The sequence below is a fragment of the Marmoricola sp. RAF53 genome (assembly GCF_052114005.1).
Taxonomy (GTDB): Bacteria; Actinomycetota; Actinomycetes; order Propionibacteriales; family Nocardioidaceae; genus Marmoricola.
This window is the reverse complement of record NZ_JBFRDX010000021.1, coordinates 43,853-63,654: the sequence shown is the minus strand read 5'-3', so window position 1 is coordinate 63,654 and position 19,802 is coordinate 43,853. Positions and strand designations below refer to the sequence as shown.

Below are 19,802 nucleotides of genomic sequence, written 5' to 3'. Positions count from 1 at the left end.
CCGCGTGGGCCGAGCTGACGCCGGTCGCACGTGCCGCCCGGCTCGGCGACGACGTGCCCGCGGCGCTGCGCGCGCTGGCGACCTTGCCGGGAGGACGGTCGCTCCGGGTCGTGGCCGCGGCCTGGCAGGTGGCCCACCGCGCCGGCGCCGGGCTGGCCTCGGCGCTCGAGCTGGCGGGGAGCACGCTGCGCGAGGACCTGGCGGCAGCGCAGCTCGTGGCGACGGAGATGGCGGCCGCGCGCGCGACGGCGCTCCTCCTCGGGGCGCTTCCGGTCGGCGTGCTGGCTCTGGGTTCGGGGTTCGGCGGCGACCCGGTCGGGTTCCTCCTGGGTTCGACGCCGGGGGCGTGCTGCCTGGGCGCCGGTCTCGCGCTGGTGCACGGCGGGCTCGCCTGGCTGGACCGGATCGCGGCGACGGTCGAGCCGTGACCGCCGCGGTCGTGGCCGGGCTGCTCGTGGCCGCAGTCCTGCTGAGTGCGCCCGCCCGGGTGCGTCTGCCGGCACGCGGACCTGCGGCTCCGGTCGCCGCGGTCGTCGACGACCGCGGGCTGCTCCTCCGGCTCCGCCCGTTGCTCGCGGTCCTCTGCCTCGCCGGTGGCTGGCTGGTGCTCGGCGGGGTGCCCGGCGCCGCCATCGGTGGGGTGGGGTCGGTCGTGACCTGGCGGGTCCTGGCGCGTGCCGAAGGGCCGGCGGCGCGGGCCCGCCGGGCTGAGCTGGACCGGGACCTGCCGCTCGCGGTCCATCTGCTCGGCGCCTGCCTGGAGGCCGGTGCCGCACCGTCGTCCGCGGTGCGCTCGGTCGCCGACGCGTTGCCGGGTGCGGTCTCCGAGGAGCTCCTCACGATCGTCGGGAGGCTCGACCTCGGGATGGACCCGGTCGCGGTCTGGCGCGCGGTCCCGGCCGACTGGCCGCTGGCTCCGCTGGGTCGCTCGCTGGCCCGCGCCCACGAGACCGGCGCGTCGGTGACCGGTGCCGTCCAGCGGCTCTCTGCGGACCTCCGTGCGTCGGCCGGTGCCCGCACGGCGGCGCGGGCGCGCACCGTCGAGGTTCGGACTGCGGGACCGCTCGGCGCGTGCTTCCTGCCGGCTTTCCTGCTGCTCGGCGTGGTGCCGATGGCGGTCGGGATCTTCTCGACGCTCCGCTTCCTCGGTTGAGCGGCCGATATCCACCGGTCCGCGTCCGGGTCGGTTGTCCACCGGCCGCGGAAGCGGGGTCGTCGCGCGGTTGCTGGGCGAGCAATCTCATCCCTGCCAGGGAGAACGCCGCCAGGAGGTGGCCCGAGTGTCAGGAGATCACCATGGAGCGGAACCACGACGAAGGGGGCGCGACCACGGCCGAGTACGCCGTCTGCACGGGCGCGGGGGTCGCGTTCGCGGGCCTGCTGTTCAAGTTCCTCAGCAGCGGAGCCGGACAGCAGTTCCTCACTCACGTGTGGGACCGGATCACCGGGATGCTGCCGTTCTGAGCCGCGACGAGACCGGGGCCGTGACGGCGGAGGCCGCGGTGGTGCTGCCGGTGCTCGTGGTCGTGGCGGCCGCCCTGGCGTGGACGGTCTCGCTCGGCGTCGCCCAGGTGCGAGCCACCGACGCGGCGCGCGAGACGGCGCGTGCGCTCGCCCGCGACGACGACAGGGCTTCGGCGATCGCGCTCGGGCACCGCGTCGCTCCCGACGGCGCGCGGATCAGCGTTTCCGGCGACGACACCACGGTCACGGTGACGGTCGAGGTCACCGTCCGGCCGGGCGGCGGCCTGCTCGGACTGCCCGGGTACGACGCGCGAGCCACCGCCGTCGCCGCCCGGGAGGGACCGTGATCAGCCGCCGTGGGGAACGTGGCGCGGCGACGGTGGCCGCCCTCGGCCTGGTCGGCCTGCTGCTGCTCGTCGCAGGCGCCGCCGCCGGCGCGGTCGGGATGGTGGTCGGGCAGCGCCGGGTCCAGGCCGCGGCCGACCTCGCCGCGCTCGCGGCCGCATCCGCGCTCCAGCAGGCCCGGGCGCCGTGCGAGGCCGGGGCGGAGATCGCGAGCCGGCACCGGGTACGGCTCACCGGCTGCCGCGTCGAGGGAGAGGAGGTGGATGTGAGCGTCGAGTTGGAACTTCCCTCGGTGTTCGCGGGTCGCACGATCCGGGGACGGGCGCGCGCCGGACCGGACCCGCCCCGCGGGCAGCCCGGGACGTGAGGTCAGTCCCGCACGTTGCCGAGCACCCGGGTCACGTCGATCCGCAGCGCCACCCGGGCCGGGTTCTCGCGCGGGACCTTGTAGCGCTCGGCGTACCGGCGCTCGGCCTCGGCGACGCTGGCCGGGTCGTCGAGCACGACCGCGGTTCCCTCGACCGTCGACCAGTACCGCCCGTCGACGCAGCAGATCGCGATCGCCGCCGCGCCCGTGCCCTCGGCGGAACGTAGGTTGCGGGCCTTCCGCGAGGTTGCCGAGGTGATCGCCCAGGCCCGGTCCGTCTCGAGGTCGAGGACCACGCCCATCGGGACGACGTGCGGAGTGCCGTCGGGGCGCAGCGTGGTGACCGTGCAGAGCCGGCGCTCGGTCCAGAAGTCCCGGAACGCCGGGGAGGAGGGAAGGACGGGCATGGGGAGATCCTTGCTCACGGGGCCGCGGCGGAGAGCAGCACGTCGAGAAGCCGGACGGCGCCGGCCTTGTCCAGCGAGTTGTTCTGGTTGCCGCACTTCGGCGACTGGACGCACGACGGGCAGCCGGACGCGCAGGCGCAGGACGCGATCGCCTCCCGCGTCGCCTCCAGCCATTCCGCGGCGGTGTGGAAGCCGCGCTCGGAGAAGCCGGCCCCGCCCGGGTGGCCGTCGTACACGAAGACGGTCAGCTGGCCGGTGTCGGCGTGCCGGGCGGTGGAGACGCCGCCGATGTCCCACCGGTCGCAGGTCGCGAACAGCGGCAGCAGGCCGATCGCGGCGTGCTCGGCGGCGTGCGCCGCGCCGGGCAGGTCGAGCGTGTCGATCCCGCAGTCCTCCAGCACGTCGTCGGGCAGCGTCCACCAGACGGCGGTCGTCTCCAGGGTGCGTTCCGGTAGGTCCAGCGGGTACTCGCCGATCACCTCGCCCGAGGGCACCTTCCGCTTCAGGTACGAGACCACCTGGTGGCTCACCCGGACCGAGCCGAGGCTGAGCCGGGCGCGACCCCAGGTCTCGTGCTCCCGCTCGGCGACGACCGTGATGTCGGTGATCTCCCGTGCCGAGGTCGAGTAGTCGACGTCCGCGCGCGCGACCACGGCGACCGACTCGTCCAGGTCGAGATCCTGGACCAGGTAGCCCTCGCCCTGGTGCAGGTAGACGGCGCCGGTGTGCGCGGTGCCGTGCGACGAGCCGTGGTCGACGGTGCCGAGGACGCGGCCGGTGCCGACCTCGACCAGGCGCACCGGCGTGCCGCCCGAGGACCGGATGTCGGCGAGGTCGCTGGCCCGGCGCCGGTCGGTCCAGTACCAGGCCCGGGTACGCCGCCGCAGCAGCCCGGCCGCCGTCAAGGCGTCCACGGCGTCCCGCGCCGACGGACCGAAGAGGGCGAGATCCTCCTCGGTGAGGGGGATCTCCGCCGCGGCGGCGCAGAGGTGCGGACCGAGGACGTAGGGGTTGTCCGGGTCGAAGACCGAGGCCTCGACCGGCCGGCCCAGCAGGTGCTCGGGATGGTTCACCAGGTAGGTGTCGAGCGGGTCGTCGCGCGCGACCAGCACACCGAGCGCGTCCCCGCCGGACCGGCCGGCGCGACCGACCTGCTGCCAGAGCGCGGCCCGGGTACCGGGAAAACCGCCGAGCAGGACCGCGTCCAGCCCGGAGACGTCGATACCGAGCTCGAGCGCGTTGGTGGCCGCCAGCCCGACCAGGTCGCCCCGGCGCAGGGCCTGCTCGAGGGCACGTCGCTCCTCGGGCAGGTAGCCGCCCCGGTAGGCGGCCACCTCGTCGGCCAGCGCCGGGTCGACCTCGGCGAGCAGCCGGCGCGCGGTGAGCGCGACGGCCTCGGCCCCGCGCCGGCTCCGGACGAAGGCCAGTGTCCGGACCCGGCTCACCACCAGGTCGGTGAGCAGGTCGGCCAGCTCGGCGGTGACCGAGCGGCGTACGGGGGCGCCGTGCTCGCCGGCGTGCGAGACGAACGGGGGCTCCCAGAGGGCGAGGGCGACCTGTCCGCGCGGCGAGGCGTCGTCGGTGACCGCGTCGACCGGGAGCCCGGTCAGCCGGCGGCCGGCGGTCGCCGGCTCGGCCACGGTCGCGGAGGCGAGCACGAAGGTCGGCTCGGCGCCGTACCGCGCGGCGACCCGGCGCAGCCGCCGCAGCACCTGGGCGACGTGCGCCCCGAAGACGCCGCGGTAGTGGTGGCACTCGTCGACGACGACGTACTGCAGGGCGCCGAAGAACCGGCTCCAGCGCTCGTGCCCGGGGAGCAGCGAGCGGTGCAGCATGTCCGGGTTGGTGAGCACGTACTCGCCGTGGTCCCGGGTCCACTCGCGCTCCTCGGGGCTGGAGTCGCCGTCGTGGGTGCACGCGCGCAGGTCGGGCACGTCGAGGGCGCGCAGCGCGGCCAGCTGGTCCTGCGCGAGCGCCTTGGTGGGGGAGAGGTAGAGGACGGTCCCGCCGCGCTGGCCGCGGGGCCCGCGCCGGGAGGTGAGGTCGCTGAGCGCCGGCAGCAGGTAGCCGAGCGACTTGCCCGAGGCGGTACCGGTCGCCATGACGACGTGGGTGCCGCCGTGGGCGAGCTCGGCGGCGCGGACCTGGTGCTCCCAGGGCAGCTCGACACCGCTCCGGGTCCACGCGGCCACGACGTCGGGGTGCGCCCAGTCCGGCCAGGCGGTGGTCCGGGCGGAACGCGGCGGCAGCACCTCGAGGTGGGTCAGCCGGTCGCTGCGTCCGGGCCCCGCGGTGAGCTGGTCGACCAGGGCCCGCACGTCGGCGGCCGCACCCGTCCCGGGACTGCGGAGGGGACCGGCGATGCTCACCCTCCGAGTGTGGCAGCGAGCCCTGACAAGGTGGCCCCGAGGGAGGGGCGTCGGCCTGGTCCGGCGTGGTTCAATGACGGAGCGGGACCCCGGCCGATCGGGACGCCGGAATACCCCTGACGCACCCATGGGAGTGATCGTGGACCTGACCTTGACGACGCGGGAGACGGACGGCCGCACGGTCGTCGTCGTCGGCGGCGAGATCGACGTCTACACGGCGCCGAAGCTGCGCGACAAGATCACCGAGCTGGTCAACGCCGGTCACCACTCCCTGCTCGTGGACCTCGAGCAGGTCGAGTTCCTCGACTCCACCGGTCTCGGCGTCCTGGTGGGCGGGCTGAAGAAGGTGCGCGCCCAGGACGGGTCGATGTCGCTGATCTGCTCCCAGGACCGCCTGCTGAAGATCTTCCGGATCACCGGCCTCGCGAAGGTGTTCACGATCCACGACTCCGAGGCGGACGCACTTTCCGCTTGACGCTCGCTGAGCGATCCGGGCTACCCCGAAATGCCGTTCTGAACCCTCGACGTGATCTGGGTCACGCCTTCCGCGTGATCCACGCCACACGTGCGTAGACTCCGGCGCACTGAAGGGGCCCCGTCTGCGGGCTCCGTCGCCGCACCAGATCGAGGAGATTTCATGAGCGGGCTTGCCATCAAGCCGGAGCTCGACGGCTCGAACCTCGTCCTTGTCGTCATCGTCGCGCTGATCGCCCTCGGGGCACTCGGCATGGCCATGATGTTCCGCAACGAGGTGCTTGCCGCGGGTGAAGGCACCGACAACATGAAGAACATCGCCAAGGCGGTGCAGGAGGGCGCGAACGCCTACCTGACCCGGCAGTTCCGGACGCTCGGCATCTTCGCCGTGATCGCGTTCCTGGCGCTGCTGGCACTACCCGCCGACGACTGGACCGTCCGGTTCGGCCGCTCGCTCTTCTTCCTCGTCGGGGCCGGCTTCTCCGCCGCTGTGGGCTACCTCGGCATGTCCCTGGCCGTGCAGGCCAACCTGCGCGTCGCCGCGGCCGCCAACGAGGAGGGCCGCGACCCGGCCATGAAGATCGGCTTCCGCACCGGTGCGATGGTCGGCATGCTCACCGTCGGCCTGGGGCTGCTCGGCGCCAGCGTCGTGGTCATCCTGTTCCAGGACGAGGCCCCGCACGTGCTCGAGGGCTTCGGCTTCGGCGCCGCGCTGCTCGCCATGTTCATGCGTGTCGGCGGCGGCATCTTCACCAAGGCCGCGGACGTCGGCGCGGACCTGGTGGGCAAGGTCGAGCAGAACATCCCCGAGGACGACCCGCGCAACGCCGCGACCATCGCGGACAACGTCGGTGACAACGTCGGCGACTGCGCCGGCATGGCCGCCGACCTCTTCGAGTCGTACGCCGTCACGCTGGTCGCGGCGCTGATCCTCGGCACCCAGGCCTTCGGCGACAAGGGCCTGGTCTTCCCGCTGCTGATCCCCGCGATCGGTGCGCTCACCGCCGTCCTCGGCGTCTACCTCTGCAAGCCCCGCGTCGGCGAGAACGGCCTGGTCACCATCAACCGGGCGTTCTACATCTCGGCCGCGGTCGGCGCGGTGGCGTCGGTGATCGCCTCCTTCATCTACCTGCCCTCCAGCTTCTCGGAGTTCCGCGGCGTCGCCGGCAGTGCGCTGGAGAAGATCTCGGTCGGCACCGCCGAGGGCGACCCGCGCGTGATCGCCGCGTCCGCGGTCGTGATCGGCATCGTGATGGCGGCGATGATCCTGGCGCTCACCGGCTACTTCACCGGCACCGAGCACCGCCCGGTCAAGGACGTCGGCAAGACGTCGCTGACCGGTGCGGCCACGGTGATCCTGGCCGGCCTCTCGGTCGGCTTCGAGTCCGCCGTCTACACGACCCTGGTGATCGGTGCCGCGGTCTTCGGTGCCTACCTGCTCGGTGGGGTCTCGCTGACGATCTCGCTGTTCTGCGTAGCGCTGGCGGGTTGTGGTCTGCTCACCACCGTCGGCGTCATCGTCGCGATGGACACCTTCGGGCCGGTCTCCGACAACGCCCAGGGCATCGCGGAGATGTCCGGCGACGTCAGCGAGGAGGGGGCGCAGATCCTCACCGAGCTCGACGCGGTCGGCAACACCACCAAGGCCATCACCAAGGGCATCGCGATCGCGACGGCCGTGCTCGCCGCGACCGCGCTGTTCGGCTCCTACGCCACGTCGGTGCTCGACGAGCTGGTCGCGTCGAAGGCGGTCGACTTCTCGCTGGCCGACTTCTTCGTCTTCAACCCGGCCGTCCTGGTCGGCGTCCTGCTCGGCTCCTCGGTGGTCTTCCTGTTCTCGGGCCTCGCGATCAACGCGGTGGCCCGGGCGGCCGGTGCGGTCGTCTACGAGGTGCGCCGCCAGTTCCGGGAGATCCCCGGGATCATGGAGGGCACCGGGCGGCCGGAGTACGGCAAGGTCGTCGACATCGTCACCCGCGACTCGCTGCGCGAGCTGGTCACGCCGGGCGTGCTCGCGGTGCTGGCCCCGATCGCGGTCGGCTTCGGCCTCGGGGTGACCTCGCTGGCCGGCTTCCTGGCCGGTGCGATCGGCACGGGCACGCTGATGGCCGTCTTCCTGGCCAACTCCGGTGGCGCCTGGGACAACGCGAAGAAGCTGGTCGAGGACGGCAACCACGGCGGCAAGGGCTCCGACGCCCACGCCGCGACCGTCATCGGCGACACCGTGGGCGACCCGTTCAAGGACACCGCCGGCCCGGCGATCAACCCGCTGATCAAGGTGATGAACCTGGTCTCGCTGCTGATCGCCAGCGCCATCGTGTCGATGAGCGAGGGCCAGGACCAGAACGACCCGCTGCGGATCATGATCGCGCTGGTCGCGGTCGCGATCATCGTGGTCGTGCTCTACGTGTCCAAGCAGCGCACGGTCGACCTGGGCGACGACGCGGCCGCGACGGCCGACGAGCAGGTCGTCGTCTGACGCCACGGCTGAGCTCCTGACCCACCGGGCACCGTGCGCAGGCACGGTGCCCGGTGGCGTTCCTGCCCGGGCGGTGCTGACCGGCCCTCTCCGCCACCGCCTAAGGTCGTGTCCGTGGACACGATGATCGGGCGGCTGCGCGACGCCCTGATGGCGGCCGACTACACGTTCGAGGGCGTATCGGACCTGCTCGGGCCGGCCGCGCACGCCGCGCTCGGCCGCAACGAGACCACGCCCGGCCGGCGGGCGACCACCGGCGGCAGCCCGCTGGAGACGCTGACCCGGCTCTGGCTGCTGCAGACCCCGGTGTCCCTCGAGGCGGCCGAGGCCGCGCTCCCGGACCTGGTGGACGCGCTCTGCGCCGAGGGGATCCTGGAGCGCTCGGTCGCCGAGGTCGCCGCCCGCGTCGACCTGCGCCCCTACGGCACCGACGACACCCCGGCCGGCGGCAACCTCTGGGTGCTCGGCGACCTGACGCCCGGGCTCGACGGCGGCCCCAACAAGGTCGGACCGGACCACGTGCTCGGGATCAGCCCGGCGGCCACCTCGCTCGCCGAGCTCACCGTCCGTACGCCGGTCGCCTCGGCCCTCGACCTCGGCACCGGTTGCGGCGTCCAGTCGCTGCACCTGGCGTCGCACGCGGCGACGGTGGTCGCCACCGACGTGAACAAGCGGGCGCTCTGGATGACGCGGCTCAACGCCGAGCTGAACCAGGTGACTCTCGACGTCCGCGAGGGCAGCTTCTTCGAGCCGGTCCGCGACGAGCGCTTCGACCTGATCGCCACGAACCCGCCGTTCGTGATCTCCCCGGCGACCGGCGAACGGCTGGTCTACCGGGACTCCGGCCTGCCCGGCGACCGGGTCGTCGAGCACATCGTCCGGACCGCGCCGGACCACCTCAACCCCGGCGGCACCGCGCAGATCCTGGCCAACTGGGCGATCGTGGACGGCCAGCCGTGGGACGACCGGCTGGCCGGCTGGCTGGCGCCGACCGCGGACCGGGCCGGCTGCGACGCCTGGGTGGTGCAGCGCGAGGTGCTGGACGTCGCCTCCTACGTGGAGCTGTGGCTCAAGGACGCCGGGGTGCACGGGGCGCCCGACTACCTCGCCCGCTACGACACCTGGCTCTCCTGGTTCGACGAGGTCGGCATCGAGGCGGTCGGGTTCGGCTGGATCAACCTGCGTGCGGCCGGGTCCGACCACCCCGACGTCCGGCTGGAGGAATGGCGCTGGGAGGTCGAGCAGCCGCTCGGCACGGAGGTCGCCACCCACTTCGACCGCGTCCGGACGTTGCGCGACCTCGACGACGACGCCCTGCTGGCCTGCCGGCCGCGGCTGGCCCGCGACGTGGTCCAGGAGACCTTCGGGCCGGCCGGCGCCGAGGACCCTAGCCAGATCGTGCTGCGCCGCCAGACCGGGATGCGCCGGGCCCGCCCGGTGGACACGGTGCTCGCCGGGTTCGCCGGGGCCAGCGACGGCGACCTCACCGTCGGGCAGCTCCTCGGGGCGCTCGCCGAGCTGCTGGGTGAGCAGGACACCCAGGCCCGGATCGCCCAGGTCCGCTCGCTGGTCGAGGAGGGCTTCCTGAGCCTCTCCTGACCCTGCGAAGGGCGAATACTGGACGTCCGCGCTACCTTGTTGGCGCGAACGCCCCGTTTGAACGAAGGAAAACCAAGCTCCGTGGCACACAAGCTCGTCATCGTCGAGTCACCGGCCAAGGCCCGCACCATCGAGGGCTACCTCGGCCGGGGCTACGTCGTGGAGTCCTCCATCGGACACATCCGCGACCTGCCGCAGACCGCCGCGGACATCCCCGCCAAGGTGAAGAGCGAGCCCTGGGCCCGCCTCGGCGTCAACGTGGACGACGGCTTCAAGCCGGTCTACGTCGTCTCACGGGACAAGAAGTCGCACATCTCCAAGCTCAAGGGCCTGCTCAAGGAAGCCGACGAGCTCTACCTCGCCACCGATGAGGACCGCGAGGGGGAGGCGATCGCCTGGCACCTGCTCGACGAGCTGAAGCCGCGCCCCGACCTTCCGGTCCACCGGATGGTCTTCCACGAGATCACCCCGCAGGCGATCCAGGCCGCGGTCGAGACGCCGCGCGAGATCGACATGGACCTCGTCGAGGCCCAGGAGGCCCGCCGGATCCTCGACCGCCTCTACGGCTACGAGGTCTCCCCGGTGCTGTGGAAGAAGGTCATGTCGGGCCTCTCCGCCGGCCGGGTCCAGTCGGTCGCGACCCGCCTGGTCGTCGACCGCGAGCGCGAGCGGATCGCGTTCCGGGTGGCGTCGTACTGGGACCTCGAGGGCACCTTCGACGCCGGCGCCGACCACGACCAGCGGATGTTCGGCGGCAAGCTGCACTCGATCGACGGCGTCCGCGTCGCCCGCGGCACCGACTTCGGTGACGACGGCGCGCTCAAGGCCGGCGCCAAGGTCGTCCACGTCGACCGGGCCCGCGCCGAGGCGCTGGTCGAGGCGCTGCACGACACCGACTTCAGCGTCCGCTCGGTCGAGTCCAAGCCGTACACCCGCAAGCCCTACGCGCCGTTCCGGACGACGACGCTGCAGCAGGAGGCGAGCCGCAAGCTCGGCTTCAGCGCCTCCAGCACGATGTCGGTGGCGCAGCGGCTGTACGAGAACGGCTACATCACCTACATGCGTACCGACTCCACCACGCTGTCGGACACCGCGCTCAACGCGGCCCGGACGCAGGCGCGCGAGCTGTACGGCGCCGAGTACGTTCCCGACGCCCCCCGGGTCTACGCCTCCAAGGTGAAGAACGCCCAGGAGGCGCACGAGGCGATCCGCCCGGCCGGGGACAACTTCCGCACCCCGGCGCAGACGGGCCTGACCGGTGACCAGTTCCGGCTCTACGAGCTGATCTGGATGCGCACCATCGCCTCGCAGATGAAGGACGCCGCCGGGAACTCGCTGAGCATCCGGCTCGGTGGACAGTCCGCGGGCGGCGAGGACGTGGTCTTCTCCGCGAGCGGACGGACGATCACCTTCCACGGCTTCCTCAAGGCCTACGTCGAGGGCAACGACGACGCCGAGGCGGCCCGCGACGACGCCGAGAGCAAGCTGCCGAACCTGGTCGAGGGCGACGCGGTCAGCGCCGCGGCGCTCAGCGCGAGCGGGCACGAGACCAAGCCGCCGGCGCGCTACACCGAGGCCTCGCTGATCAGCGAGCTGGAGAAGCGCGAGATCGGCCGCCCGTCGACGTACGCGGCGATCATCGGCACCATCCTGAACCGCGGCTACGTCTACAAGAAGGGCACCGCGCTGGTGCCGGCCTGGCTGGCGTTCTCGGTGATCCGGCTCCTGGAGCGGCACTTCGAGCGGCTGGTCTCCTACGAGTTCACCGCCGGGATGGAGGCCGTCCTCGACGACATCGCCGGCGGCCGGAAGAACCTGGAGACCGAGCTCGGCGAGTTCTACTTCGGCAGCGACCGGATCGAGGGCCTCAAGACCCTGGTCACCGAGCTCGGCGAGATCGACGCCAAGGAGCTGGCGACCTTCCCGGTGCTCACCCCGGCCGGCGAGCCCAGCGGCATCGACCTGCGCGTCGGCCGCTACGGCCCGTACGTCGAGGACACCAGCGCCGAGGTCGCCGAGGGTGAGAACCTGCCCCGCGCCAACGTGCCCGAGGACCTGCCGCCCGACGAGCTGACCGAGGAGAAGGCCCGCGAGCTGCTGGCCAACCCGGCCGGCGCCGAGCAGGAGCTCGGCATCGACCCCGACTCGGGCAACATGATCGTGGCGAAGAACGGCCGCTACGGGCCCTACGTCACCGAGGTGCTCGGCGAGGACGCGCCCAAGAAGGCGAAGCCCCGCACCGGGTCGCTCTTCGCGTCGATGACCCTGGACACCGTCACCCTGGAGCAGGCGCTCCGGCTGCTGTCGCTGCCGCGGGTGGTCGGCGCCGACGCCGAGGGCGTCGAGATCACCGCGCAGAACGGCCGCTACGGCCCGTACCTGAAGAAGGGCACCGACTCGCGCTCGCTCACCAGCGAGGAGCAGCTCTTCGACATCACCCTGGACGAGGCGCTCGCGATCTACGCCCAGCCGAAGCAGCGCGGCCGTGCCGCCGCGGCGCCGCCGCTCAAGGAGCTCGGCAACGACCCGGTCTCCGGGCAGCCGGTGGTCGTGAAAGCAGGCCGCTTCGGTGAGTACGTGACCGACGGCGAGTACAACGCCACCCTGCGCAAGGACGACTCGGTCGAGGAGATCACCCTCGAACGTGCCGCCGAGCTGCTCGCCGAGCGGCGCGCGAAGGGACCGGCGAAGAAGGCCGCCAAGAAGGGCGCGAAGAAGGCCACGGCCAAGAAGACGGCCAAGAAGACCGCGGCCAAGAAGACTCCTGCGAAGAAGGCTGCTGCGAAGAAGTCCTAGCGCGCGTCTAGGGTGTGCAACGTGTCCTTCCCTGGTGTGTACGCCGCCACCGGCCTGTTCGTCTGCTTCGAGGGCGGCGAGGGGGCCGGCAAGTCGACGCAGTCCCAGGCGCTGCGCGATCACCTCGTGGCCGCCGGCCGTGACGTCGTGCTGACCTTCGAGCCGGGCGACACCGAGGTCGGGCGCAAGATCCGGCAGATCGTGCTCAGCCCGGAGACCGGCGAGCTCGCCGACGAGACCGAGGCGCTGCTGTACGCCGCCGACAAGGCCGAGCACCTGCGCCGCGTCGTCCGCCCGGCTCTGGCCCGCGGGGCCGTCGTGATCACCGACCGGTACGTCGACTCGACGCTCGCCTACCAGGGGGCCGGCCGCTCGCTGGACGCCGGCGACCTCGAGCACGTCGCCCGCTGGGCCACCGGCGACCTGCGCCCGCACCTGACCGTCCTGCTCGACCTCGAGCCGGCGACCGGGCTGACCCGGTTCGCCGAGCGCGACCGGATCGAGGGGGAGCCGCTGGAGTTCCACCAGCGGGTCCGCGACGGGTTCCTGTCGCTCGCCGCCACCGACCCCGAGCACTACCTGGTCCTGGACGCCCGTGACGACGTCACCGAGATCGCGCGGGCCGTCCACGAGCGGGTGGACGCGCTGCTGTCGGGACCGCCGGCATGACCGCCCTTCGTGACGGGCGCGGAGCGGGAGCGCCCTCCTCAGGAACGGTCTGGGACGACCTGATCGGGCAGCAGGTCGTGGTCGAGCGTCTCCGCCGCGCCGTCGCCGGCGACATGACGCACGCCTGGCTCTTCACCGGACCGCCCGGATCCGGCCGCTCCAACGCCGCGATCGCGTTCGCGGCCGCCCTGCAGTGCGAGGAGGGCGGCTGCGGCCACTGCCACTCCTGCCACGGCGTGAAGGTCGGATCGCACCCGGACGTCCGGGTCACCCGCACCGAGAAGCTCTCGATCGGCGTCGACGAGGTGCGTGAGCTCGTCCGGATCTCCGCGCTCGCCCCGGCCGGCCGGCGGTTCCAGGTGATGATCGTCGAGGACGCCGACCGGCTCACCGACCAGGCCGCGAACGCGCTGCTCAAGGCGATCGAGGAGCCGACCGACCGGACCGTCTGGCTGCTCTGCGCGCCGACCGTCGAGGACGTGCTGCCGACGATCCGGTCCCGGACCCGGCTGGTCGTGCTGAGCACGCCGAGCAGCGACGAGGTGGCGTCGTACCTGGTCCGCAACGACGAGGTCGACGAGCAGACCGCGCTGCACGCGGCGCGGGCCAGCCAGGGGCACATCGGCCGGGCGCGCGCGCTCGCCCGCGACGAGGACACCCGCCGCCGTCGCCGCGAGATCGTCGGCTTCCCGGTCCGGCTGACCTCGCTCGGCGCCTGCATGAAGGCCGCGGCCACCGTCCACGACCTCGCCAAGGAGGAGGCGGACGCTCTCACCGGCGCCGCCGACGCCCGCGAGAAGGACGAGCTGGACCGGGCCTACGGGGTGGTCGAGCGCGGCCGCCGCCCGCGCGAGTACGCACCCGCGCTGCGGGACATGGAGAAGTCGCAGAAGACCCGGGCCAAGCGCCGCCACCTCGACGTGGTCGACCGCAGCCTGATGGACCTCGTCTCGGTCTACCGGGACGCCCTCACCCTCCAGCTCGGCACCCGTTCCGAGGTGGTGAACGAGGAGATCCGGCCGGCCGTCGAGCACCTCGCCGCGGTCACCAGCCCCGAGGACAACCTGCGCCGGATCGACGCCGTCTTCGCGGCCCGCGAGCAGATGCTGGAGTTCAACGTGCCGGCGATGCTGGCGCTGGAGTCGCTCATGGTCGGGCTCCGCATCGCCGGCGACTGAGGCTCGCATCGGCGAGATTTTTCGGACACGTCCTAGGCTCTGGGCATGTCGGAGAACTACCCGCCCCCTCCGGGGCCCCCTCCTGGTCCCCAGGACCCCACCCCCGGAGTGCCGTCGCTGCCGCACGCGACGCCGCCGCGACGCCGCAACCCGGTGGTCGCCGGCGTGATCGCCGGGATCGCCGTACTGGCCCTGGTCGCCGGCGGCATCGCGATCTGGCAGACCTCCGACGGCGACGACGCGGCGGCGACCTCCGACGACGTCCCGGCGACCAGCGGACCGGCCGAGCCGCAGCCGAGCACCGACCCCCGGCTGGCCCGGTTCTACCACCAGAAGCTGCGCTGGAAGGACTGCGGCGCCGACCAGTGCGCCCACCTGACCGTGCCGCTGGACTACGCCCGCCCGGCCGCGGAGACCGTCGAGCTCGCGGTGCTCCGGGTGCCGGCGCAGAACAAGGACAAGCGGATCGGCTCCCTCGTGGTGAACCCGGGCGGCCCGGGCGGTTCCGGGGTCAACTACGCCGCGGCCGGCTCTCTCCAGTTCGGGAACGCGCTCTCCGACGTCTACGACATCGTCGGGTTCGACCCGCGCGGCGTCGCGGCGAGCGACCCGCTGCACTGCCTCGGCACCGCCGGCCTCGACGAGCTCCTCGCCAGCGACCCGGACCCCGACGACCAGGCCGAGCGCGACCAGTACGACAAGCTGATCAGCGGCTTCGGCAACGGCTGCCTCGACGAGAGCGGTGACCTGACCCGCCGGATGTCCACCGAGGAGGTCGCCCAGGACATGGACATCCTGCGCGCCGCCCTCGGCGAGTCCAAGCTCGACTACCTGGGGGCGTCGTACGGGACCTTCATCGGCGCCACGTACGCCGACATGTTCCCCGGCCACGTCGGCCGGTTCGTCCTCGACGGCGCGATCGACCCGTCGCTGTCCAACGAGCAGCTCTCGCTGCAGCAGGCCGGCGGCTTCGAGACCGCGCTGCGCGCCTACGTCCAGGACTGCGTCGACCAGGGCGATTGCTTCCTCGGCGACACCGTCGACGCCGGGGTGAAGAAGATCGGCGCCTTCCTGCAGGGCCTCGACTCCAAGCCGCTGCCGACCTCCGACAGCGGCCGCCCGCTCACGGAGGGCCTCGGCATGCTCGGGGTCTGGATGCCCCTGTACGTCGAGCAGTACTGGCCGCAGCTGACCCGGGCGCTGCAGCAGGCGTTCGACGACGGCAGCGGCACCGCACTGCTCCAGCTCGCCGACACCTACGCCTCGCGCGGGCCCGACGGCTACGTCGACAACTCGATGGAGGCGCTGTACGCGGTCAACTGCCTCGACCACGACGACTACATCCAGACGAAGGACGTGCCCTCGCACTTCGCCCAGTTCGAGAAGGTCTCACCGACCTTCGGCCGGGCCTTCTCGTTCAGCCTGTCCACGTGCGCGAACTGGCCGGTGCAGAGCGGCAAGCACTCGGTCGCGCTGCACGCGAAGGGCGCCCCGCCGATCGTGGTCGTCGGCACCACCCGCGACCCGGCGACGCCGTACGCGTGGGCGCAGGCGCTGGCCGACCAGCTCGAGTCGGGACGCCTGATCACCCGCGACGGCGACGGCCACACCGGCTTCATGCGGGGCAACGAGTGCGTCGACGACGCGGTCGAGTCCTGGCTGATCCAGGGGAAGGCGCCGAAGGACGGCCTGATGTGCTGATCCGGTTTCGCCGGGCGCACCCCGCGCCCCTATACTCGTGCGGCGTGCCCGGCTGAACGGCCGGTCACGGCGCCGCCTTAGCTCAGTCGGTAGAGCGAGTCACTCGTAATGACTAGGTCGTCGGTTCGATTCCGACAGGCGGCTCGAGAAAGGCCCCTGACCTGCGGAGACGTAGGGCGGGGGCCTTCGTCGTTCGGCGAAACTCAACTCAACTCAACACTTACTCAACACTTTGCTTTCGGCCGCCGGTCGGGCCCGTCGGGCTCGGTGCTTGAGGCCCGGCCAGCGCCGGCCTCGCCGCGCGCGATTCGGAAGGCCCAGCCGGCGCGGTCCTACTTCGTGGCCGGCCACTCGGCCGCCACGTTCGATGCGGAATGAACGAATTTCCAAAAACTTGCCGCAAGATGGAAAAGAGCGGCAAACTTACGGGGTCACTTCCCCGACACTGAAGGTGAGGAGCACATGGGCGAGCCCCTGCTTTCCTCGGCACCCCAGACAACTCGACCTGTTCTGCCACCCCAAACGCGTTGGACCAACCGGGTCGCCCTCGGCGCTCGAATCCGCAACGCGCGCCTCAACGCCGGCCTGGGGCCAAGCGCCCTCGCAGACGGCCTCACCTCCATCGCCTATCTCTCGCGCATCGAGTCCAGCGAACGGCGACCCAGCCAGCAGCTCCTCAACGAGCTCGCGGTTCGACTCGACGTCGACGTGAACTCCCTCACCCGCGGCGAGTCGAACGCAGCCGACGGGCTCCAGTTCGAACTCGCTCACGCGGACCTCCTCCTTGCAACCGGCCAATACGAGGACGCCCTGCAGGTCAGCTCAGACCTAGCCGAGGTCGCAACATGCATCGGTGCGAACCGCGTCGCCAAGGCCGCACGCATCGTGGGCACGGCCGCCCTTTCGGCGACTGGAGAACACGGAGCGGCACTTCGGATGGTCAACCCGCTGGCCCAAGGACCGCTGGGGCTGCTTGCAATGGTGGTTCAGGCTCGCATTCACCTCGCTCAAATGAACCCTAAAGGCGCGATCGAAGTGGGCCGCCAGGTCGCGGTGCGCTTTTCGGTATCCCATAACCCCATCTCACTCCCGGAAGGCGCGGACCTCGCAGTCACGATGTGTAGCGCGCACCAACAGCGCGGCCAGGGCAGAGCAGCAGCACACGTCGCACGCAAGACCCTCGCCTACATGCCGGCAGCGGCCGACCCTCAAGATCCGTTCAAGCCGACCATCGGAGTTCCGCCTGTCGTCTTGTCATACCGAACCTTTGACCACGCGAGCCGGCATGCTGAGCAAACTGTTTCCAGGCTGCAGGCGGTCAAACTCCAAGCAGACCTCGACCTGCTCCGGACCCACGCCTCGCGACGCCCGGAAGTTGACGAAGCATCGAACGCCAATAACGACCATTGAGAAACGGGGTGCGCCCGATGCGCGAAAAGACAGGGCCTGACTCGGTCGATGAAACCCTCGCAGCAGCGAGTAGGACGATCGACCTCAACGTCCTCGGCGACCGAATCCGAAACCTGCGCATCGCCGCCGGAATGACCCAGGGCAAGCTCGCGGGATCTGACGCCTCGGTCGCCTACATCTCCCGGATCGAAGCCGGTAAGCGACGCCCAGATCTGGCGCTCCTCGCGACGCTCGCCTCACGTCTCGGCGCAACCGTCGAGGAACTCCTGGTCGGAATCAGCCGCGACCGTAAGGCGGAGCTTCGCCTCGAGCTCGACTACGCCGACCTGGCGCTCCGTTCGGGCAACGCCCCCGATGCCTTCCAGAAGGCATCCGATGTTCTCGACGCCGCGGCCGGCACATCGGACGACGGACTCGTCCGAGAAGCCGTGCTCATCAAGGCGCGAGCGCTTGAAGCCCTTGGCCACCTCGACGATGCCATCATCGCCCTCGAGCAACTGGTTGACTCCGACCCGATCGCATCACAGTGGGTGCAAGCCGCCATCGCCCTCACCCGATGCTATCGAGAGTCCGGCGACCTCAGCCGAGCTACGGAAGCCGGCGAGCGCTGCTTGGCACGTCTTCGAGACCTCGCGCTCGACGGAACCGATGAAGGCATTCAGCTCGCCGTCACCCTGGCGGGTGCCTACAACGAGCGGGGCGACAGGCGACACGCTATTCGGATCTGTCGGGTTGCCGCAGACAAGGCCGAACTTCTCGACTCACCAAAGGCGAAAGCCGCCGCCTACTGGAACGCCTCAATCTTCGAATCCGAGCAGGGGCGTACAGACGCAGCTATCCCGCTGGCCAAGCAAGCCCTTGCACTTCTCGAAAGCGATGGCGACAACCGTCACCTCGCACGCCTGCACTCACAGCTCGGAATGTTCCTCCTCGCGAGCGACACCCCCGACCCAGCAGAGGCCAAGCGAAGCCTCGAACGTGCAGCCGTCGAACTGGAGTGGAGCGCCGCCTCAGTCATCGAACGCGCTTACAACTCTGTAGCGCTGGCCAGATCCATGCTCCTGCTTGGCGACATTGCCGAAGCGGAGGCGATGCTCAACGGCATCGCCGAAAACGCAACGCGGGCTCCGCTGCTCGCAAGCGACTGCGCCCTCCTGCGAGGGCAGATCTCTGCCGTCCAAGGGAACACCGATGCCGCCCGCGCGTCCTATCTCGACTCTGTCCAGATCCTCGCGAGCGTCGGGGCCGACCGAGCCGCCGCACAAATGTGGGTCGACCTCGGAACCCTGCTCGACGAGCTCGGCGAGTCCGACGCTGCCAACTCTGCATTCCGGAGCGCAGTGGCAGCCACGGGACTGGCCATCTCAAGTCGGCCGGTGGGCTCGGTGAGAACCTAAACCGAAACGAGCCAGGACCGCTGCAGGATCAGCAGCAGAGCTGCTTCGTCGCCTGCGCTACATCGTGCGTTCCGTGACCGGTTGCACCAAGGCCCGCCGCGGCAGCCAGCATCCCCATGATGAAACCCACCCGTACCACGATCTTCTTCATCTTCTTCCCCTGCCTGTGCGGACATTCAGCCCAAAGTCGGTCGATTTGACACGTCGAAGTAAACTGAGACAACGACGATAGTCAAATACGAAAAGGCGACCGTCTCAAATCTGACGACGGTCCCGTTTCCCTGCCACCGAAGCGCTGGTGCGCGGCAGGGCGCGTCCAGACCGGACTAGACGGGTGGCGACCCAGAATTGGAGCCGCATGCCCTGCCGCCGCCCCCAGAATGCGGGCTCCAGCACCAAATCCCGGGCAGGCGGAAACTCCCGTCTCGAGCAGAACTGTCCGGAATGTGAAAAGGACCCAGATCGGTGCGCTCTGCGTCGGCACACTGGAGGAGTGCGCAAGCTTGGGGTGGCGCTAGCGCCGTCGTTCTCGGGGGAGCGGCGCGGCATCGTTTTGCATGGGTGGGCGGAGTTCCGTAGGGCTCCGCTGCGCCTCCGTGCCCACGTGCTCCTGATCACCGTTGCGGCGATCCTGTCGGCCACCGCACTAGATAGCGTCCCAGCAAATGTGCCGGCTCCGACGTTGATGATCGCGGTAACACTTGTCGCGACTGCCGCTCTCTATGTCGAATCGGCTCGCTGGCTCGCCACAACCTTCGGCTACTTGCTGCAGCCCCATCCATTTCTCGCGGCCTGGTCGTTCGCGGCTGCCATCCTGCTCCCAAGTTGGTGGCTGCTACTCATCGTTCCGGCCACGGTGCTCCACGTCACCTTGCGCGGACCGGCCGTCGCCCGCGGATTGCGCTGGCTTCCCGTCTGTAGCGAGCTCGTCCTTTGTGGTGCCATCGCAGCCCGATGTGGCTCGGCTCTCTGGGCGGTCGCGCCACCTTTAGCACTCCCGGACGACGCGGCACGTCTCCTGGGCGCGCTCGTAGTTTCAGGAACAGCCTTCCTTGCGGCCCAACCTGCCGTCTGGCTCTGGGCACGGGCCCTGCGGGTGCACGGCGTGCGCTGGTGGGTGCGCGACCGACACGCCGTCCCTGGAGGC

17 protein-coding genes and 1 tRNA gene are annotated in these 19,802 nt (G+C 71.1%); 15 read left to right on the top strand and 3 right to left on the bottom strand.

Annotated elements, in window-relative coordinates; genetic code table 11:
- From AB4Y76_RS16855 to AB4Y76_RS16835, 5 genes are all read left to right on the top strand, one after another.
- Window positions 1-428: type II secretion system F family protein (locus AB4Y76_RS16855; RefSeq protein WP_441927336.1), on the top strand; the 428-nt coding region annotated here is incomplete at its 5' end.
- Window positions 425-1,153: a type II secretion system F family protein gene (locus AB4Y76_RS16850; protein ID WP_441927334.1), complete on the top strand. Its 729-nt coding sequence runs from the start codon at window positions 425-427 to the stop codon at window positions 1,151-1,153. The genes AB4Y76_RS16855 and AB4Y76_RS16850, both read left to right, overlap by 4 nt.
- A gap of 143 nt (window positions 1,154-1,296) precedes the next feature.
- Complete coding sequence (locus AB4Y76_RS16845) at window positions 1,297-1,464, top strand: DUF4244 domain-containing protein (RefSeq protein ID WP_441927332.1); 168 nt, start codon at window positions 1,297-1,299, stop codon at window positions 1,462-1,464.
- A 20-nt stretch (window positions 1,465-1,484) separates the two neighbouring features.
- A complete protein-coding gene (locus AB4Y76_RS16840; RefSeq protein WP_441927331.1) occupies window positions 1,485-1,811 on the top strand; it encodes a TadE family type IV pilus minor pilin in 327 nt (108 codons plus the stop codon).
- Window positions 1,808-2,176, top strand: coding sequence for an Rv3654c family TadE-like protein (locus AB4Y76_RS16835; protein ID WP_441927329.1), 369 nt, complete (start codon window positions 1,808-1,810; stop codon window positions 2,174-2,176). Before AB4Y76_RS16840 ends, AB4Y76_RS16835 begins: the two co-directional genes overlap by 4 nt.
- A gap of 2 nt (window positions 2,177-2,178) precedes the next feature.
- Here the strand turns inward: AB4Y76_RS16835 and AB4Y76_RS16830 are convergent, their stop codons facing one another.
- Both AB4Y76_RS16830 and AB4Y76_RS16825 read right to left on the bottom strand, forming a co-directional pair.
- On the bottom strand, window positions 2,179-2,583 hold the full coding sequence (locus tag AB4Y76_RS16830) for a pyridoxamine 5'-phosphate oxidase family protein (RefSeq protein ID WP_441927327.1): 405 nt from the start codon (window positions 2,581-2,583) through the stop codon (window positions 2,179-2,181).
- Window positions 2,584-2,597: 14 nt separating this feature from the next.
- On the bottom strand, window positions 2,598-4,952 hold the full coding sequence (locus AB4Y76_RS16825; RefSeq protein ID WP_441927325.1) for a DEAD/DEAH box helicase: 2,355 nt from the start codon (window positions 4,950-4,952) through the stop codon (window positions 2,598-2,600).
- Between the two features lie 139 nt (window positions 4,953-5,091).
- On the opposite strand from AB4Y76_RS16825, the gene AB4Y76_RS16820 reads away from it, so the two are divergent.
- The 10 genes from AB4Y76_RS16820 (at window position 5,092) to AB4Y76_RS16775 (ending at window position 18,655) form a co-directional block, all read left to right on the top strand.
- The gene (locus tag AB4Y76_RS16820; RefSeq protein ID WP_441927323.1) at window positions 5,092-5,427 is read left to right on the top strand and encodes an STAS domain-containing protein; all 336 of its coding nucleotides are present in this window, start codon (window positions 5,092-5,094) and stop codon (window positions 5,425-5,427) included.
- Window positions 5,428-5,589: 162 nt separating this feature from the next.
- Window positions 5,590-7,905 carry a sodium-translocating pyrophosphatase gene (locus AB4Y76_RS16815; RefSeq protein WP_441927322.1) on the top strand — a complete coding sequence of 772 codons (2,316 nt, stop codon included), beginning with the start codon at window positions 5,590-5,592 and terminating at the stop codon, window positions 7,903-7,905.
- A gap of 123 nt (window positions 7,906-8,028) precedes the next feature.
- On the top strand, window positions 8,029-9,504 hold the full coding sequence (locus AB4Y76_RS16810) for a DUF7059 domain-containing protein (RefSeq protein WP_441927344.1): 1,476 nt from the start codon (window positions 8,029-8,031) through the stop codon (window positions 9,502-9,504).
- 81 nt (window positions 9,505-9,585) lie between these two features.
- Window positions 9,586-12,300: a type I DNA topoisomerase gene (gene topA / locus AB4Y76_RS16805; RefSeq protein ID WP_441927320.1), complete on the top strand. Its 2,715-nt coding sequence runs from the start codon at window positions 9,586-9,588 to the stop codon at window positions 12,298-12,300.
- Between the two features lie 21 nt (window positions 12,301-12,321).
- Window positions 12,322-12,969, top strand: a complete 648-nt coding sequence (gene tmk / locus AB4Y76_RS16800) for a dTMP kinase (RefSeq protein ID WP_441927318.1) — start codon at window positions 12,322-12,324, stop codon at window positions 12,967-12,969.
- Entirely contained in the window at window positions 12,966-14,147 is a 1,182-nt protein-coding gene (locus AB4Y76_RS16795) for a DNA polymerase III subunit delta' (protein ID WP_441927316.1), read from the top strand. The genes tmk and AB4Y76_RS16795 overlap by 4 nt, the downstream gene beginning before the upstream one ends.
- A 45-nt stretch (window positions 14,148-14,192) precedes the next feature.
- Window positions 14,193-15,848, top strand: a complete 1,656-nt coding sequence (locus tag AB4Y76_RS16790) for an alpha/beta hydrolase (protein WP_441927314.1) — start codon at window positions 14,193-14,195, stop codon at window positions 15,846-15,848.
- A gap of 71 nt (window positions 15,849-15,919) precedes the next feature.
- Window positions 15,920-15,992, top strand: a tRNA-Thr gene (locus AB4Y76_RS16785).
- A gap of 318 nt (window positions 15,993-16,310) precedes the next feature.
- Window positions 16,311-17,258: a helix-turn-helix domain-containing protein gene (locus AB4Y76_RS16780; protein ID WP_441927312.1), complete on the top strand. Its 948-nt coding sequence runs from the start codon at window positions 16,311-16,313 to the stop codon at window positions 17,256-17,258.
- A gap of 17 nt (window positions 17,259-17,275) precedes the next feature.
- Window positions 17,276-18,655: a helix-turn-helix domain-containing protein gene (locus AB4Y76_RS16775; RefSeq protein ID WP_441927310.1), complete on the top strand. Its 1,380-nt coding sequence runs from the start codon at window positions 17,276-17,278 to the stop codon at window positions 18,653-18,655.
- Window positions 18,656-18,683: 28 nt separating this feature from the next.
- On the opposite strand, the gene AB4Y76_RS16770 is transcribed toward AB4Y76_RS16775, so the two are convergent.
- Window positions 18,684-18,806 carry a hypothetical protein gene (locus AB4Y76_RS16770; RefSeq protein WP_441927308.1) on the bottom strand — a complete coding sequence of 41 codons (123 nt, stop codon included), beginning with the start codon at window positions 18,804-18,806 and terminating at the stop codon, window positions 18,684-18,686.
- Window positions 18,807-19,802 lie beyond the last annotated feature (996 nt).

Coding starts and splice junctions, on each gene's coding strand:
- AB4Y76_RS16845 (WP_441927332.1), top strand. CDS start 1,297: ATGGAGCGGAACCACGACGAAGGGGGCGCGACCACGGCCGAGTACGCC.
- AB4Y76_RS16830 (WP_441927327.1), bottom strand. CDS start 2,583: ATGCCCGTCCTTCCCTCCTCCCCGGCGTTCCGGGACTTCTGGACCGAG.
- AB4Y76_RS16815 (WP_441927322.1), top strand. CDS start 5,590: ATGAGCGGGCTTGCCATCAAGCCGGAGCTCGACGGCTCGAACCTCGTC.
- AB4Y76_RS16810 (WP_441927344.1), top strand. CDS start 8,029: ATGATCGGGCGGCTGCGCGACGCCCTGATGGCGGCCGACTACACGTTC.
- AB4Y76_RS16795 (WP_441927316.1), top strand. CDS start 12,966: ATGACCGCCCTTCGTGACGGGCGCGGAGCGGGAGCGCCCTCCTCAGGA.
- AB4Y76_RS16790 (WP_441927314.1), top strand. CDS start 14,193: ATGTCGGAGAACTACCCGCCCCCTCCGGGGCCCCCTCCTGGTCCCCAG.
- AB4Y76_RS16780 (WP_441927312.1), top strand. CDS start 16,311: ATGGGCGAGCCCCTGCTTTCCTCGGCACCCCAGACAACTCGACCTGTT.
- AB4Y76_RS16775 (WP_441927310.1), top strand. CDS start 17,276: ATGCGCGAAAAGACAGGGCCTGACTCGGTCGATGAAACCCTCGCAGCA.
- AB4Y76_RS16770 (WP_441927308.1), bottom strand. CDS start 18,806: ATGAAGAAGATCGTGGTACGGGTGGGTTTCATCATGGGGATGCTGGCT.